At 64.4% G+C, this 16288-nt stretch carries 15 protein-coding genes; 11 read left to right on the top strand and 4 right to left on the bottom strand.

Features of this window, described 5'->3' with window-relative positions; genetic code table 11:
* Nucleotides 1-2: 2 nt before the first annotated feature.
* Nucleotides 3-653, bottom strand: coding sequence for a type B chloramphenicol O-acetyltransferase (gene catB / locus FHS48_RS15855; protein WP_184264785.1), 651 nt, complete (start codon nucleotides 651-653; stop codon nucleotides 3-5).
* A gap of 368 nt (nucleotides 654-1021) precedes the next feature.
* Here catB and phnC point away from each other — a divergent pair, with 368 nt between their 5' ends.
* The 4 genes from phnC to FHS48_RS15835 all read left to right on the top strand — a co-directional run bounded on the left by phnC (nucleotide 1022) and on the right by FHS48_RS15835 (nucleotide 4538).
* Nucleotides 1022-1921: a phosphonate ABC transporter ATP-binding protein gene (gene phnC, locus FHS48_RS15850; RefSeq protein ID WP_184264783.1), complete on the top strand. Its 900-nt coding sequence runs from the start codon at nucleotides 1022-1024 to the stop codon at nucleotides 1919-1921.
* Between the two features lie 94 nt (nucleotides 1922-2015).
* Nucleotides 2016-3008, top strand: a complete 993-nt coding sequence (gene phnD / locus FHS48_RS15845) for a phosphonate ABC transporter substrate-binding protein (protein ID WP_184264781.1) — start codon at nucleotides 2016-2018, stop codon at nucleotides 3006-3008.
* Between the two features lie 85 nt (nucleotides 3009-3093).
* A complete protein-coding gene (gene phnE, locus FHS48_RS15840) occupies nucleotides 3094-3897 on the top strand; it encodes a phosphonate ABC transporter, permease protein PhnE (protein WP_184264779.1) in 804 nt (267 codons plus the stop codon).
* Between the two features lie 17 nt (nucleotides 3898-3914).
* Nucleotides 3915-4538, top strand: a complete 624-nt coding sequence (locus FHS48_RS15835; protein ID WP_184264777.1) for an LbetaH domain-containing protein — start codon at nucleotides 3915-3917, stop codon at nucleotides 4536-4538.
* Between the two features lie 85 nt (nucleotides 4539-4623).
* On the opposite strand, the gene FHS48_RS15830 is transcribed toward FHS48_RS15835, so the two are convergent.
* A complete protein-coding gene (locus tag FHS48_RS15830) occupies nucleotides 4624-5277 on the bottom strand; it encodes a hypothetical protein (protein WP_184264775.1) in 654 nt (217 codons plus the stop codon).
* Nucleotides 5278-5698: 421 nt separating this feature from the next.
* On the opposite strand from FHS48_RS15830, the gene FHS48_RS15825 reads away from it, so the two are divergent.
* The 6 genes from FHS48_RS15825 (at nucleotide 5699) to FHS48_RS15800 (ending at nucleotide 13985) form a co-directional block, all read left to right on the top strand.
* A complete protein-coding gene (locus FHS48_RS15825) occupies nucleotides 5699-7123 on the top strand; it encodes a glutamine synthetase family protein (RefSeq protein ID WP_221443551.1) in 1425 nt (474 codons plus the stop codon).
* A 140-nt stretch (nucleotides 7124-7263) separates the two neighbouring features.
* The gene (locus FHS48_RS15820) at nucleotides 7264-8490 is read left to right on the top strand and encodes an MFS transporter (RefSeq protein WP_184264773.1); all 1227 of its coding nucleotides are present in this window, start codon (nucleotides 7264-7266) and stop codon (nucleotides 8488-8490) included.
* A 226-nt stretch (nucleotides 8491-8716) separates the two neighbouring features.
* Entirely contained in the window at nucleotides 8717-10186 is a 1470-nt protein-coding gene (locus FHS48_RS20510; protein ID WP_184264771.1) for a methyl-accepting chemotaxis protein, read from the top strand.
* Nucleotides 10187-10319: 133 nt separating this feature from the next.
* A complete protein-coding gene (locus FHS48_RS15810; RefSeq protein WP_184264770.1) occupies nucleotides 10320-11414 on the top strand; it encodes an OpgC domain-containing protein in 1095 nt (364 codons plus the stop codon).
* 340 nt (nucleotides 11415-11754) lie between these two features.
* A complete protein-coding gene (locus FHS48_RS15805; RefSeq protein ID WP_184264768.1) occupies nucleotides 11755-13365 on the top strand; it encodes a fumarate hydratase in 1611 nt (536 codons plus the stop codon).
* 347 nt (nucleotides 13366-13712) lie between these two features.
* Nucleotides 13713-13985, top strand: a complete 273-nt coding sequence (locus tag FHS48_RS15800; RefSeq protein WP_184264766.1) for an HU family DNA-binding protein — start codon at nucleotides 13713-13715, stop codon at nucleotides 13983-13985.
* 149 nt (nucleotides 13986-14134) lie between these two features.
* Here FHS48_RS15800 and greB read toward each other — a convergent pair whose 3' ends face one another.
* On the bottom strand, nucleotides 14135-14671 hold the full coding sequence (gene greB / locus FHS48_RS15795) for a transcription elongation factor GreB (protein ID WP_184264764.1): 537 nt from the start codon (nucleotides 14669-14671) through the stop codon (nucleotides 14135-14137).
* 5 nt (nucleotides 14672-14676) lie between these two features.
* Nucleotides 14677-14886: a YdcH family protein gene (locus FHS48_RS15790; protein WP_019644845.1), complete on the bottom strand. Its 210-nt coding sequence runs from the start codon at nucleotides 14884-14886 to the stop codon at nucleotides 14677-14679.
* A gap of 263 nt (nucleotides 14887-15149) precedes the next feature.
* Here FHS48_RS15790 and FHS48_RS15785 point away from each other — a divergent pair, with 263 nt between their 5' ends.
* Complete coding sequence (locus FHS48_RS15785; RefSeq protein ID WP_184264762.1) at nucleotides 15150-16268, top strand: ATP-dependent 6-phosphofructokinase; 1119 nt, start codon at nucleotides 15150-15152, stop codon at nucleotides 16266-16268.
* Nucleotides 16269-16288 lie beyond the last annotated feature (20 nt).

Here is a 16288-nt window from a genome sequence, read left to right as displayed (position 1 = left end):
GGTTATCCGGGGCGGGTCTGCTGTTCCCAGAAGCGGTACAGGCCGCTGATATCGCTGGATGACAGCAGGGGTACCGCCTGTGCGATGCGGTCATCCGGCCAGTCCCACCACGCCATTTCCAGCAGGCGGGCGATATCCTCTTCGCCAAAGCGGGGGCGGATCGTCCGCGCCGGATTACCGCCGACGATGTGATACGGCGGCACATCCCGGCTGACCAGAGCCCGGCTGCCGATGATTGCCCCGTGGCCGATGGTGACGCCGGGCAGAATCATCGCCTCGGTCCCGATCCACACATCACTGCCGATCACCGTGTCCCCGGCGGGGCAATAACCGCTGGGGGCTTCGGCATGTCCGGGGGCTTCCGGGGCGAAATGAAAGGGATAGGTGGAAATCCAGTCCGCCCGGTGCCCCTGATTTCCGGCCATGATGAAGCTGACCCCCGACCCGATGGAACAGAAGCTGCCAATGATCAGGCGGTCAACGTCGCTGCGGTCCGGCATCAGATAGCGGGCGCAGTCGTCAAACGGAACCCCGTGGTAATAGCCCGAATAATAGCTGTACCGCCCGACGATGATGTTCGGGTTGGTGACATGCTCTGACAGCATGACGCCTTTGTACGGGCTTTCAAACGGGTTGATGGTCGGGCGTGTCATGGCATGTCCACAGAAACAGGAGGGGGCGGAAAGCACAGAGGTAAGGCCGGGAATAGACCCTTGCAAGACTGGGGTAAATCTCCGTCCCGGTGCGGCAGATGTCGAAGGCAGAGGACAAAAGGGCGATTGGTACAGAGGCCCTCCCGTAAAAGTCTCGACAAATCGCCTGCCTGTCTAAGTGCGGCGGCGGAGATCGTGCCGTTAAGGTCAGTATTTCCGCCGGTTTATGATTGTTTCCGCATGATTAAACAAAGCTTCACAACCCTGAAATGGAACTGTCACGGACCATCAGTAAGACCACTCCTGTCGCTGCCGGGTCTGCCCCGGTGGGCTGACATGTCATCCTGACCCGATGTGGAGTGTTCCCTGTGACAGCGATTTATGTCTCCAACCTCAGCAAGTCCTTTCTGTCCGACCGCAAGGCGCTGGACGGCGTAACGCTGACGATTGCTCCGGGGGAGATGGTGGCGCTGATCGGGGCGTCCGGCTCCGGCAAATCCACCCTGCTGCGCCATATTGCCGGTCTGGTGGCGGGCAGCCGCCCGCAGCCGACGGAAGAACCGTCCGTGGTCTCCGTTCTGGGCAAGGTGGTGCAGAAGGATGGCCGCATCGCCGGATCAATCCGCAGCGTGCGGGCCGATCTCGGCTTTGTGTTCCAGCAGTTCAATCTGGTGTCGCGCCTGACGGTGCTGACCAATGTGATGCTGGGCTTTCTTGGCCGGATCCCGGCGTGGCGCGGCTGCCTCGGGCTGTTCACCCATGCCGAGAAGCAGCGGGCGATGGACGCCCTGAATTCGGTGGGCATTGCCCCCTATGCGCTTCAGCGGGCCTCCACCCTCTCCGGCGGGCAGCAGCAGCGCGCTGCCATTGCCCGGGCGCTGGTACAGCAGGCGCAGGTGCTGCTGGCCGACGAACCGATTGCCTCCCTCGATCCGGCGTCCTCGACCCGGGTGATGGATACTCTGGCGCAGATCAACCGCGACCGTGGCATCACCGTGCTGGTGTCGCTGCATCAGGTTGATTACGCCATCAAATATTGCCCGCGCACCGTCGCCATGCGCGACGGCAAGGTGGTCTACGATGGCCCGTCCTCGGCCCTGACCCCTGATTTCCTGCGCGAACTCTATGGCGCGGAGAGCGAGGACCTGCTCCTCGGCCGCACCAGCCGCCCGGGGGCCGATGACGAACCGGCCCCGCTTGCCAGCGGAGACAGCAAGCCCGCCGACCCGTCGGTGGCCGGGGGCGCTCTGGCTATGGTTGCCCCGTAACAGCAGTTACGGGGGAGGGGACCACCGCCGCGATGATCTCCCGTCTTCCTTTTTCTCTTCCTGTCCGTGTCTTACCCAACCCGGAGACTCTCTGATGTTCCGCACTCTGTTCACGGCTGCGGCCGTTGCCGTGGCGATGACCCCGGTTGCCCATGCCGAAGCCCTGAAAGAAATCAACTTCGGCATCATTTCCACCGAAAGCACCCAGAACCTGAAGACCATGTGGGACCCGTTCCTGGTCGATATGGAAAAGAAGCTGGGCGTGAAGGTGAAGGCGTTCTTCGCCCCCGACTATGCCGGGGTGATTGAAGGCATGCGCTTCAAGAAGGTCGACGTGGCATGGCTGGGCAACAAGGCGGCGATGGAAGCGGTGGACCGCGCCAATGCCGAAGTGTTCGTGCAGACCGCCGCCTCCGACGGGGCCCCGGGGTATTGGTCGCTGCTGATTGCCCACAAGGACAGCCCGCTGAACGACCTGAAGGACGTGCTGAAGTGCGATAAGTCGCAGACCTTCGGCAACGGTGACCCGAATTCCACCTCCGGCTTTCTGGTCCCCAGCTATTACGTGTTCGCCCAGAACAATGTGGACCCGAAGGACTGCTTCAAGAACGTCCGTTCCGCCAACCATGAAACCAACCTGATGGCGGTGGCCAACAAGCAGGTGGATATCGCCACCAACAACACCGAAAACTTCGACCGCCTGAAGAAGACCAATCCGGCGGCGATCGAGAACGTCAAGGTGCTGTGGAAGTCGCCGCTGATCCCGGCGGATCCGATTGCCTGGCGCAAGGATCTGGACGACAGCGACAAGAAGAAGTTGTCCGATTTCTTCCTGACCTATGGCACCAATTCCGACAAGGCGGAAGCCGACCGCGAAATGGCGGTGCTGAAGGGTCTGACCTGGGGCCAGTTCCGCAAGTCCGGTGACTATCAGCTGATCCCGATCCGCCAGCTGGCCCTGTTCAAGGACCGCGCCAAGGTTGCCGGGGATACCACCCTGTCGGACGCTGACCGCAAGGCGAAGCTGGCTGAGCTGGATGCCAAGCTGGAAGACCTGAAGGCGCAGGCCGCCAAGGCCGGTCTGTAAGGTTTCCTGCACTGCTGCGGGGGCTGCCGCGTCCGGCGGCCCCCGTTTTTCTGTAATGCGATGATTTTCAGGACAGGATTGTTCGATGGCTTCCTACGCCGCCACGCCGCCGGTTGCGGTTCCGCACAAACCGCTGCGTCAGTCCCTTGGCTATTACTTCGGCTGGGCCGTGGTGCTGGCCCTGCTCGGCTGGTCGTGGGAAGGGGCGGATATGCGCCCCGGCGACCTGATCACCTACAGCGATAATATGCTGCTGTTCGGGGCCGGGTTTTTTCCGCCCAAGTTCGGCGACTGGCAGGCCTACCTCAGCGAAATGGTGGTGACCGTCCAGATTGCTCTGTGGGGGACGGTGCTGGCGGTGGTGCTGTCGATCCCCTGCGGCATCCTGTGTTCGGAAAATCTGGTGCCGTGGTACGTGTATCAGCCGATGCGCCGCCTGATGGATGCCTTCCGCGCCATCAACGAAATGGTGTTTGCCATGCTGTTCGTGGTGGCGGTGGGGCTGGGGCCGTTCGCCGGGGTGCTGGCGCTGTTCATCCACACCACCGGGGTTCTGGCCAAGCTGTTCTCCGAAGCGGTGGAAAGCATGGACCCGCGTCCGGTCGAAGGCATCCGCGCCACCGGGGCCAACTGGTTGCAGGAAGTGATCTTCGGGGTCATTCCGCAGGTGCTGCCGCTGTGGGTCAGCTATTCGCTGTACCGGTTTGAATCCAACGTCCGCTCCGCCACCGTGCTGGGCATTGTCGGGGCCGGGGGCGTCGGTCAGCTGCTGTGGGAATACGTGCGTGGCTTCTATTACGGCGAAACCGCCGGGGTGATGCTGGTGATCATCGTCACCGTGTCGCTGCTGGATGTTCTCAGCCAGCGCCTGCGCAAACTGTTCCTGTGACCGGGGGGAAAGACACCATGAGCACCAAGACTTTGGGCGATACCCCGCTGATTGACCCGACCGCCGAGGTCCGGGACTGCACCTTCGGGCGGTTCTGCGAGGTCGGGGCCCGGACCTCGATCAGCGAGACGGTGATGGACGACTACTCCTACGTCGTCAACGACAGCGAGATCATCTACACCCGCATCGGCAAGTTCGCCAATATCGCCGCCCACACCCGGATCAATCCGGGGCAGCACCCGATGCAGCGGGCCAGTCAGCATCACTTCCTGTACCGGTCGGAAATGTACGGCATGGGGCAGGATGATGACACCTTCTTTGACTGGCGACGCTCCAGCCCGGTGGAAATCGGCCATGATGCGTGGATCGGCCACGGGGTGGTGATCAAGGGCGGGGTACGGATCGGTATCGGCGCGGTGATCGGCTCCGGGGCGGTGGTGACCCGCGATGTGCCGGATTATGCCATCGTCACCGGCATGCCCGGCACCGTGCTGCGCTACCGCTTCCCCGAAGCGGTGCGGGCGGCGCTGCTGGACCTGCGCTGGTGGGACTGGGATCACGCCACCCTGACAGCGGCACTGCCGGATTTCCGCAGCCTGTCGGCGGAAGAGTTCTGCGCCAAATATGCCGGAACCCGCTGAAACAGCCCTGTCACTTCACAGAAACAGAATGGCCGCCCGATCTGACCGGGCGGCCATTCTGTTTCTGCGCTCGGTCAGAGCGGGATCAGTCATCAAATTCAATCAGTTCAATCCGCTGGGCGGTGCCGGGCTTGACCGCCGGGGGTGCCTCCGCTGCGGGAGCCGGTGCAGCAGCAGCCGGGGCGGGCTGCGGAGCCGGGGCACCGGGGGCGGCCGCCGGGGCCGCAGCGGCCGGTCTGGCCGCCGGGGCGGCGGGTTTGGCCGGGGTCCGCGGGGTCGGGGACTGAAGGTCTTCCGGCTTGCGGCTGCGGGCAATGGCAGCGCGGCGGGCTGCCTCATCCTTCAGGTTGGTGATGTCCTGCTCGATGGTGCCAAGGCGGCGCTGGATCGACTCAACGCTCTGGCGTATCTCCTGCCGTTCGCCGCGCACCAGTTCGTCCAGCTGGGCCACGGTTTCGCGCAGGCGGGTTTCGATGGAGGTCAGGCGGCGGTCATTCTCGGTCTCGACGCTGGACTTCATCTTGCTGACGTCTTCGCCCAGTTCGGCACGCATCCATTTGGATTTTTTGGTCAGCTCGTCTTCGATCTTGCGGAAGTTGGCTTCCATGTCATTCCGCATCTCGACTTTGATCTGGTAGGCGTTCTTGACCAGATTGGACATGTACGAGATCAGGAAAAAGCCCAGAACCACAACAGCGGCGACACCGATGGTGACAACTGTCAGTGTCATGTAGTCCATTCAACGGGCCCTTTCTTCAGCCTGCCTGCCGGGGCGTTCTGCCATCCGTGCCGCCCCGGTGTGTGCGTTGCGGTGGCCGGCCGGTGTTCCGGTCTTGGTTTTAAACGGTCTGCGGTTAAAAAAGGACTGTTATCGGTGCCATGTGTCCGGTTGCCGGTCCGGGGCGTCGGGTATGTGGCACCGCACAAATCTTGATACGGCAGCATGGGTATATAATCCTGCCCCTTGGCGGGAAGATCAAGCTGATTGCGGTCAGCTTTCCCAGTTATCCAAAGAATTTAATGCATCTGCCCTATCCCCGTTCGGGGGGCAGCGGATTTCTGCACCGGGGCAGGGGGATATTGCATGGTCCCCGCTTCGCAAAGGCGGTTTCGACGGGTATAGTCGAACTGTTTTAATCTCTCTTGCAAAGAGGCATTTCATGTCCGCGAGCAAAGCCGGTACCACGGGTGACACCACGGGTATTCCGGCGTCTGTGGAGCCCGAGACACCGGGCGTCCAGACAACCGAAGATCTTATTGCCTGGATTCAGGCGCGGGGCATCACCGAGATTGAATGTCTTGTGCCCGATATGGCCGGGGTCCCGCGTGGGAAGATCCTTCCGGCCCATAAGTTTATTTCCGGCCTGCGCGACCGCGGCCTGCGCCTGCCGGAAAGCCTGTTCATCCAGACCATCACCGGGGATTACCCGGAAGAGGATGTGATGGATGACGTTGATCAGGATATGTACCTGCGCCCTGATCCCGCCACCGTCCGCGTCGTGCCGTGGTACAACGAGCCGACCGCGCAGGTGATCAACGACTGTTTTTACCGCGACGGCAGCCCGGTGGACATGGCCCCCCGGCAGGTGCTGCGCCGGGTGCTGCGCCTGTACGAGGAAAAGAACTGGAAGCCGGTGATCGCGCCGGAACTGGAATTTTACCTCGTCAAGATCAACACCGACCCCGATTACCCGCTGGAGCCGCCGGTGGGCCGCTCCGGCCGCCCGGAAATCGGCCGTCAGGCCTTTGGCATCGACGCGGTCAACGAGTTCGATCCGCTGTTTGAGGACGTCTACGACTACGCCGAGGCGCAGGGACTGGATGTGGATACCCTGCACCACGAGTCCGGCGCGGCGCAGATGGAGATCAACTTCGAGCACGGCGATCCGCTGAGTCTGGCCGATCAGGTGTTCCTGTTCAAGCGCACGGTCCACCAGACCGCGCTGCGCCACAACGTCTACGCCACCTTCATGGCCAAGCCGTTGCAGGGCCAGCCGGGCAGTGCCATGCACATCCACCAGTCGGTGGTGGATGCGGTGACCGGCAAGAGCCTGTTCATCACCGATGACGGCATCGAAAGTGACCTGTTCCGCTGGCACATCGGCGGTCTGCAAAAGTATCTGCCGCAGGCGATGCTGCTGCTGGCACCGCACGTCAACAGTTACCGCCGTCTGGTGAAGAACTTCTCGGCCCCGATCAACATGCACTGGGGCCGGGACAACCGCACCGTCGGCCTGCGGGTGCCGAATTCCGATGCCCGCAACACCCGCATCGAAAACCGGCTGTCGGGGGCGGATGCCAATCCGTATCTGGCGATCGCCGCGTCGCTGCTGTGCGGCTATCTCGGCATGATTGACCGTCATGATCCGTCGAAGCCGATCAGCGGGTCGGGCTACACCAAGGCCCACGCCCTGCCGAAGCATCTGCCGGATGCCATCGAGAAGTTCCAGCAGTCCAAGCGCCTGCATGATCTGTTCGGCGAGACCTTCTGTTCCGCCTTCGCTGCCGTGAAGTGGGCGGAGTGGGACGCCTATCAGGACGTGATCAGTTCGTGGGAGCGGGAATTCCTGCTGCTGAACGTCTGAGAACACGCTACGCCGCAGGCCGGTCACCGGTCTGTGGTATGAAGGACCGGAATGTCGGGCGGGGCCGCAAGGTTCCGCCCGATGCTGTTCCGGTCAGGAAAAAAACGGCGGATGCGCGCCGCCGGACGGGGAGAAGAAACATGACCGCAGTCACCGCCACCGCCACGCCGGACAGGGCGCGGGCCGTCACCGTGTTTGCCGGAATTGCCCACTTTTTCAATCATCTGGTGGAACCGGCGTTCTACGTGGTGGCTCTGGTGCTGCCCACGGCCTTCGGGATGCCGTATGAGGCGGTGCTGCCGCTGATTCTGGGTGGCAAGATCCTGACCGGGCTGGCGGCCCCGCTGGCCGGGTGGCTGGCCGACCGCTGGGGGACCCTGACCCTGATGGGGATCTATTTCTTCGGCATGGGGCTGGCGATTATCGCCACCGGCTTCAGTCAGGCCCCGTGGCAGATGGCGGTGGCGCTGGCGGCGTGGGGGCTGTTTGCCGCCATCTATCATCCGGTCGGCATTGCCTGGGTGATTTCCGCCTCGGCCCGGCAGGGCAAGGCGCTGGGGGTCAACGGGGTGTTCGGCAGCCTTGGCCCGGCGCTGGGGGCGGTGATGGCGGGGGCGCTGATTGATGGGTTTGGCTGGCGGGCCGCTTTCGTGGTGCCGGGACTGGCGCTGCTGGTGACCGGGGTTCTGTTCACGCTGGCGGCCCGCAGCGGGAACGTTCCGGCCGGGGAGGGGCGCCGCAAGGATGCCGCCGCGACGGCGGACACCGCCCCCGCCGGATGGCAGCGGGCCTTTGTGCTGCTGGCGCTGTCGATGATCTGCGGCGGCCTGATCTATCAGTCTACACAGGCGGCGCTGCCCAAGCTGTTCGATGAACGATCGGTCGGGGCCGCCCTGTCCGGCGGGGTGCTGGGGGATGGGGCGTTCGGCCCCGGTCTGGCGGTGATGCTGGTCTATGGCTTTGCCGCCGTCATGCAGGTGGCCTGCGGCATGCTGGCCGACCGCTATCCGCTGAAATGGGTGTATCTGGGCACGCTGATCCTTCAGGCCCCGCTGCTGGCACTGGCCACCTTTGCCAGCGGTCTGCCGCTGCTGGGGGCGGTGATGCTGATGGTGATGCTGAACACCGGCAGCTTCCCGGCGGAGAATTCGCTGATTGCCCGCTTCACGCCGTCGCGCTGGCGGGGGACGGTGTTCGGCGGCAAATACCTGCTGTCGTTCGGCATCAGCAGTCTTGGGGTGCCGATGGTGGCGGTGCTGCGGGGCTGGACCGGGGATTTCACCCTGTTGCTGTCGCTGCTGGGCGGGGCAGCGGCCTTTGCCGGGCTGATCCTGCTGCTGCTGCCGGATCCGCCGGAGAGAGGATGACGCAAGCGTCATTTTTATATCTCATACGCTAATACTTTTGCGCATTCGGAATATTGATTCCGTATAGGACATATAACGCAACTTTCGGTACTGTTTCCCTCCATCCGGGTGGTTTTGTTGCGCCCGGATGGAAACGCTGCCACCGGCCCGGATCAAGAGGCCGGGGCGGAACAGGGGCCGTCCCGGCAATGGGATCCGGCAGGAAATAGCCCAAGAGGATGCGACAATGTCAGCCTTGGATGCGTCGGAGCTTCACGCTCTGCGGCAAAATCTCAGCCGCATACTTTTTCCGGTGATGTGGGCCCATGTGGCGGCGGCGGCGCTGCTGGCGTGGGCCTGTGACGGCCCGGTGGCAACCGCACTGGCGGTGTCCGGGGCGGCGGCGCTGGCGGGCACGGTGGCACGGCGGAGCGATCCGGTCGGCCTGCCGTTCCGCCTGACCAGCGCCCTGATTATGGCGGTGCTGCCGGTGCTGTTTACCGCCCTGACGGCGGGGACAGCCTGGCAGGATGCGGCGCGGATGTATTTCTTTCCGCTGCTGGCCGCCACGGCGATCTGGTGCGACTGGCGGGTGACCTGCCTGATGGTGGCAACCAGTCTGTCGGCTCTGACGCTGGGGGTGACTGTTTTTCCCGGCCTGCTGTATCCGCCGCAGGCCGGAGCCGGGGACGTGCTGGTCCATGCCCTGATCATGGGGTTCGAGGCCGGGCTGCTGATGCGGCTGGCCCACAGGGTGCGGCAGTCGTTCACGGCGGCGGCCTGTTCGGTGGCGCAGGCGCAGGAAGCCCTGACCCGCGCCGAGCATCACGCCGGGGAGGTGGAGGCGGCGCGCCGCAGCCACGAGGTCCGGGGGGATCTGGTCAGCGGCATCGCCCGGGAGTTTGATGTAGCGGCGGAAGGGCTGCTGGGCCGGGTGTTGCAGGCGGTCAGCGGGTTGGAAACGGCGGCCCGCAGTATGGCGGGGGAGGCTGACCGCACTGCCGACTGCACCCGTGCGGTGTCGGTGGCTTCCGACAGCGCCAGCGCCAATGTCCGCAACGTGGCGGCAGCAGCAGAGCAGATGAACGCATCGATCCGGGGGGTGGCGGAACAGATTTCCCGGGCGGCGGCGATTGCCGGGCAGGCCTGCGGGGCGGCGGAACAGTCCACCCGCACGGTCACCAGCCTCAGCCGGGCGGTGGCGGAAATCGGTGCGGTGGTGCGGATGATCACCGATATTGCCGACCGCACCAATCTGCTGGCCCTGAACGCCACCATCGAGGCGGCCCGGGCCGGGGATGCCGGGAAAGGGTTTGCCGTGGTCGCCAACGAGGTCAAGCTGCTGGCCAACCAGACCGCCCGCGCCACCGGGGCGATCGCCGCGCAGATTGAATCGGTGCAGGATGCCACCGGGCAGGCGGTGCAGGCGATGGGCGACATCAGCCGCACCATCGCCGATATCAGCACCATCAGCTCGGCAATTCTGGAGACCGTGGAGCAACAGGCCGCTGCCACCACCGAGATTGCCCGGCAGGCGGAACACGCCGCCGGGAACACCGGGGCCGTGGCCGGAACTCTTGGCGAGGTGGCGGCCTCCACCGCCGAAACCGGCCGGACCGCCGGGGTGGTGCTGACCGCTGCCGAAGACCTTTCGGACGTTGCCGATACCCTGCGCCAGACCCTGTCACGGTTTCTCGGGCAACTGCGGACGGCGTAGGGGGGCGGGGGGACGGGCGATAAAGCCTCCATCATCTTTTTGCCATCTTTGCCCCGGTATTAAGACCCATCGTTAAGACCCGCCGTGCGCGCGGCGGGTCTGCGGTGTCAGGATGATGGGGTGAGGTGGAAAAATGCGGGATCCTCGGGTTGATGTCTGGCGTGGTCTGGCGCTGGTGTTCATCTTCTGGGATCACATTCCCGGCAACCGGCTGGGGGAGTTGACCCTGCGCAACATCGGCCTGTCCGATGCGGCGGAGCTGTTTGTGTTTCTGGCCGGATTCGGCGCGGCGAAGGCGTGGGGGCCGCTGCTGCTGCGGCAGGGCTACGCCGCCGCCTGCCGCCGGATTCTGAAGCGGGCCGCCACCCTGTATGTGGCGCATATCTTCCTGATGGTGCTGCTGCTGGCGGTGGTGTTTGTCGCCAATGCCCATGTGGAAACCCGGGATTTTATCACCGAGATGCATCTGGAACCGTTCCTGACCAGCCCGGACCGGGTGCTGGTGGATGCGGTGCTGCTGCGGTTCCGCCCGGTGCTGCTGGACCCGCTGCCGCTGTATATCGTGCTGGTGCTGGCGATGGGGGCGGTGTTGCCGCTGCTGGTTCACCGTCCGCTGCTGCTGCTGTCAGGGTCTGTGGCGCTGTATGCGCTGTGGCCGGATCTGCCGGGGCAGGCGAGGTTCGGCGGGCCGGGGTGGTTTTTCAATCCGCTGGCGTGGCAGGTCCTGTTTTTCCTCGGCGCACTGGTGGCCCTGCACGGGCACCGTCTGGCCCGGCTGACCGGATCACGCCCGGCGCAGGTGGTGGTGGCGGGGATTCTGGTGCTGGCGGCGGCCTTGGCGTTGAGTTGGCGGGTGCCGGACCTGCACGACCGGGTGGTGCCGCAGGCGGTGGCGCAGTGGCTGTATCCGATCGATAAGACCAATCTGGATGTTCTGCGGCTCGGGCATTTCCTGCTGCTGGCATGGCTGGCCTCGGTCTTGATTCCGGCGGGGCGATGGACCGACTGTGGCCCGGCCCGGTTGCTGCGGCTGCTGGGGCGGCAGTCGCTGCCGGTGTTCTGCGCCGGGGTGGTGCTGGTTCCGGTGGCGGATGCGCTGGCGACGCTGGCGGGATCGACACTGGCGGCGGACCTGCTGGTGGGGGCGGGGGGTGTGCTGGTGCTGGCGGCGCTGGCACTGCTGGTGGACTGGCTGTCCCGCCCGCTGCCGGAACCCCGGACCGCGTGAGAGCCCGCGCCCGCCGTCTGAGGTGCCCATCAAACAAACGGAGGCCCGGCGTTGCCGGGCCGACTGGCCCATTGAGGGCCCGCGCGATCATTCGCGCGTAAGCCAAGCGGACGGATGTCCGCGCCCGGCGTGTGAGGGACCCATCAAACAAAGCCCCGCCCGCAGGGCGGCCTCACTGGACGGAACGGCCTGCTTGGTCTATACCCTGTGCCATCGCCGGACGGGTGCCGTTCCGGGTCCTGATCCTGCCCGAACGGGCGGGGCGGCGGGAGAGGCCGCAGGAACCGGAGGCAGACCGCCGGATGCCTGTCTGTTCCGGGCCAACTTCAGGAAAGCCGCCATGATCGACGCCGCCTTTGCCGAGATGTTTCCGCTGTCCGATGACACCACCCCGTACCGCAAGCTGGACGGTGATTTCGTCACCACCGAAAAATTTGCCGGTCAGGATATGGTGGTGGTGGATCCGCAGGCGCTGACCCGGCTGACCGCTGAAGCCTTCCGCGATGTGTCGCACCTGCTGCGCCCCGGCCATCTGGCCCAGCTGCGCGCCATTATTGATGATCCGGAAGCCTCGCCCAACGACCGTTTCGTGGCGCTGGAACTGCTGAAGAACGCCAATATCTCCGCCAGCGGCATCCTGCCGATGTGTCAGGATACCGGCACCGCCATCATCATGGGCAAGAAGGGCCAGCGGGTCTGGACCGGTGCCAACGATGCGCTGTACCTGTCGGAAGGGGTGGCCGAGGCCTACACCCGCCTGAACCTGCGCTATTCGCAGATGAGCCCGGTCAACGCCTTCGACGAGGTTAACACCGGCAACAACCTGCCGGCCCAGATCGACCTGTACGCCACCGAAGGCGGGGCCTACAAGTTCATGTTCATGGCCAAGGGCGGCGGGTCTGCCAACAAGACCTTCCTGTTCCAGGAAACCAAAGCCGTCCTCAATCCGGCCAGCATGGAAAAGTTCCTGCGCGAGAAGGTGCAGTATCTCGGCACCTCGGCCTGCCCGCCGTACCATCTGGCGGTGGTTATCGGTGGCACCTCCGCCGAAACCGCGCTGAAGACGGTTAAGCTGGCCTCGGCCCGCTACCTCGACGGCCTGCCGACCAAGGGCGGCAAGTTCGGCCATGCCATCCGCGATCTGGATCTGGAACAGCAGATTCTGGACATGACCCGCACGCTGGGCATCGGCGCCCAGTTTGGTGGCAAGTATTTCTGCCACGATGTGCGGGTGATCCGCCTGCCGCGTCACGGGGCAAGCTGTCCGGTCGCCATCGGCGTGTCGTGCTCCGCCGACCGCCAGATGTGGGGCAAGATCACCAAGGACGGCCTGTTCCTTGAGGCGCTGGAAACCGATCCGGCCAAGTACATGCCGGAGGTCCGGGTCGATAAGCTGTCGGATACCGTGGTCAATATCGACCTCAACCAGCCGATGGAGCAGATCCGCGCCACCCTGTCGCAGTACCCGATCAAGACCCGCGTCAACCTGACCGGCACCATGATCGTCGCCCGCGACATCGCCCACGCCAAGCTGAAGGACCGGCTGGATTCCGGGGCCGGGCTGCCGGACTACTTCAAGAACCATCCGGTGTATTACGCCGGTCCGGCCAAGACCCCGGAAGGCTATGCCTCGGGCTCCTTCGGGCCGACCACCGCCGGGCGCATGGATGCTTATGTTGATCTGTTCCAGAAGCATGGCGGCTCGATGGTGATGGTGGCCAAGGGCAACCGTGGCCAGACCGTCACCGATGCCTGTAAGGCTTACGGCGGCTTCTATCTCGGTTCCATCGGCGGCGCGGCGGCCCAGCTGGCCCAGCAGTCGATCAAGAAGGTCGAGGTGCTGGAATACCCGGAACTGGGGATGGAAGCGGTGTGGAAGATCGAGGTCGAAAACTTCCCGGCCTTTATTATTGTCGATGACAAGGGCAACGACTTCTTCAAGCAGCTGTAATCTTCCGCCTGAGCGCGATCGCCCCGTGTTGTCTGGCGGCCTGTCTGGCGGCCTGTCTGGCGGGCTGTCAGGGCCGGGGAGAAAAGCATAGGGAATAACAATCGCCCCGGAGCAGACCATGCGGTCGGTTCCGGGGCGATTTTGTTTGTCGAATTTGAAATATTCGCAAGTGCAAACCGGGAAAAACCAACTTTTCCATAGAAAAGATGCCAAAAAGCGGGGGGCACGCCGGTGTCGGTGATTGACGGATGCGTCAGGCGATGCCTACACTTCCGCCTCAGACCACGTGCCGGGAAGAACCCGGCCTTCCTCAATCTCGGCCTCAATGAAGACCAAGGGAGCTTCCCGTGAACAAGAATGACCTGATCGCCGCCATTTCTGACAAGAGCGGCCTGTCGAAGACCGATGCCGGTAAGGCGCTGGACGCCACCCTGTCGGCCATCACCGAGGCGCTGAAGGGCGGCGATGATGTGCGTCTGGTCGGCTTCGGCACCTTCGAAGTGGCCGAGCGTGCCGCCAGCGAAGGCCGTAACCCGCGCACCGGCGAGCCGATCACCATCCCGGCGTCGAAGCAGCCGAAGTTCAAGGCCGGTAAGGGCCTGAAGGACGCCGTGCAGTAAGCCTGCCCCGGTGTCCGCGCCGCCCCTGAGGGTCTGGGAGGCCCCCCGGGGCGACGTTCCCGTGCTGACAGGAAAACACCCCGGACGCCCTGTGCGCCGGGGTGTTTTTGTGTCTGCCGGATCGGGCGGGTCAGGCTGTTGCCAGCCCGTCAGTCCGGGTAGCGGATTTCCAGCACTTCCAGCGTATCGGCCCCGGCCGGGGTGCGCACCGGCACGGTATCGCCGATCCCGGCCTTCATCAGGGCCTTGGCCACCGGTGACAACCACGAGATGCTGCCCGCCGTCATGTCGGCCTCGTCCTGCCCGACGATGGTGACGGTGACTTCTTCATCCCGGATGTTCACATAGGTGACGGTGGCCCCGAAGAACACCTGACGGCGGTTTTTCTGTAAGGCGGGATCGACCACCTCGGCACAGTCCAGCCGTTTGGTCAGGAAGCGGATGCGGCGGTCAATCTCGCGCAGGCGCTTCTTGCCATAGATGTAGTCGCCGTTTTCCGACCGGTCGCCATTGGCGGCAGCGCGCGAAACCGCCTCCACCACCTTCGGGCGTTCCACGGTCCACAGGGTTTTGTATTCCGCCCGCAGGCGTTCCAGCCCCTGCGGGGTGATCAGGTTGCGCGGCGGCGGCGGGGCCTCTGCGGTGGCAGGGGCCGCAGCGGCGGCCTTGGGGGAAATGCGGCGCATGGTCGTCAGGCGATGATGTCGGGCAGCATTGCGCTTTCCAGCTTGATGATCTCATCCTTCAGGATCAGCTTGCGCTTTTTCAGCCGGGACACCTGAAGCTGATCAAACGGCATCTGCTCCGTCAGGCGGGCAATGACGTCGTCAAGGTCGCGGTGCTCGGTCTTCAATTCCGCCAGTCTGGCCAGCAGCCGGGACTGGGTTTCGTCGTCGATCATGCTTGTTGTTAACCCTGCTGAAAACGGGGTGGCGGAGGGAAAGGTTTCCCGGCCGGAACCGAACTATACCAATTTTCAGGAAAAATAGGGCAGTATTTCCAGACCTGTCTGCGGCAGTGTCCGGCAAAACCGTAATCCGGTCATGGGAATGCCACTGGAGGATTGGCCCCGGACGCGGTATGGCTTAGGCATGGTATGGTTTATGGGCCGTTGGCCCGCCTGTTTCCCCCATTCCATGGCAGTGTGACGAAAGGATCCAGCGGATGAGAGAGATCAAGACCATCGGTGTGATGACCAGCGGCGGCGACTGCGCGGGCCTGAACGCGGTGATCCGCGCGGTCACCACGGCGGCGGTGGAACGCTACGGCTGGAAGGTTTACGGCATTCAGGATGGCAGCATGGGGCTGATCAGCCGCCCGCTGCGCTTTCAGGAACTCAGCCCGGCCAATCTGGGCAACACCCTGCGCGAAGGCGGCACGTTCCTCGGCACCACCAACAAGGGCGACCCGTTCAACTTCCCGATGCCGGACGGCAGCTTCAAGGACCTGTCGGGCGATTTCGCCGAAGGGGCGCGGATGCTGGGGCTGGACGCACTGGTGGTGGTCGGCGGGGACGGCTCGATGCGGATCCTGTCCCGGCTGTGCCAGCAGGCCGGTCTGGGCATGGTCGGGGTGCCGAAGACCATCGACAACGACGTGCACGGCACCGAATATGCGGTCGGCTTCGCCACCTCGATCAATGTGGTGACGGAGGCACTGGACCGTCTTCAGCCGACAGCGGCCAGCCACCACCGGGTGATGATTCTGGAAGTGATGGGCCGCGATGCCGGGCACATCGCCATCAATGCCGGGATTGCCGGCGGGGCCGATGTGGTGCTGGTGCCGGAAATTCCCTACACGCTGGATGGGGTGGCGGGCAAGATCCGCTCCGTTCTGGCCCGCGGGCGCACCCATGCGCTGGTGGTGGTGGCGGAAGGCGTGAAGACCGCCGAAGGCACCAATGCCACGATTTCCCACGTTGGTGGCGAACAGCGCTATGGCGGTATCGGCCATTACCTGACCCAGAAAATCGCCGACCTGACCGGGGCGGAAACCCGGGTGACCATCCTTGGCCACGTCCAGCGCGGCGGCACCCCGTCAACCCGCGACCGCATTCTGGCGTCGGCTTTCGGCACCCATGCGGTGGATCTGGTGGCGGAACGCCGCTTCCATCACATGGTCGGCTGGCAGAACCGGGGCGTGGTGGCGGTGCCGCTGGAGAAGGTGACGATCGGCGCCTGCTCGCTGGACCCGAATGACACGCTGGTCCGCACCGCCCGCGCGCTGGGCATGTATGTCGGCGAGGAACCGGCGGTGGATGCCGGGGATTCGGCGGGCCTGTAAGGCTGGCGCAGGCAGACTGA

Source organism: Novispirillum itersonii, assembly GCF_014205675.1.
Lineage (GTDB): Bacteria > Pseudomonadota > Alphaproteobacteria > Rhodospirillales > Rhodospirillaceae > Novispirillum > Novispirillum itersonii_A.
Note: the sequence above shows the minus strand (reverse complement) of the source record. Positions and strands in the feature narration are given on the sequence as shown.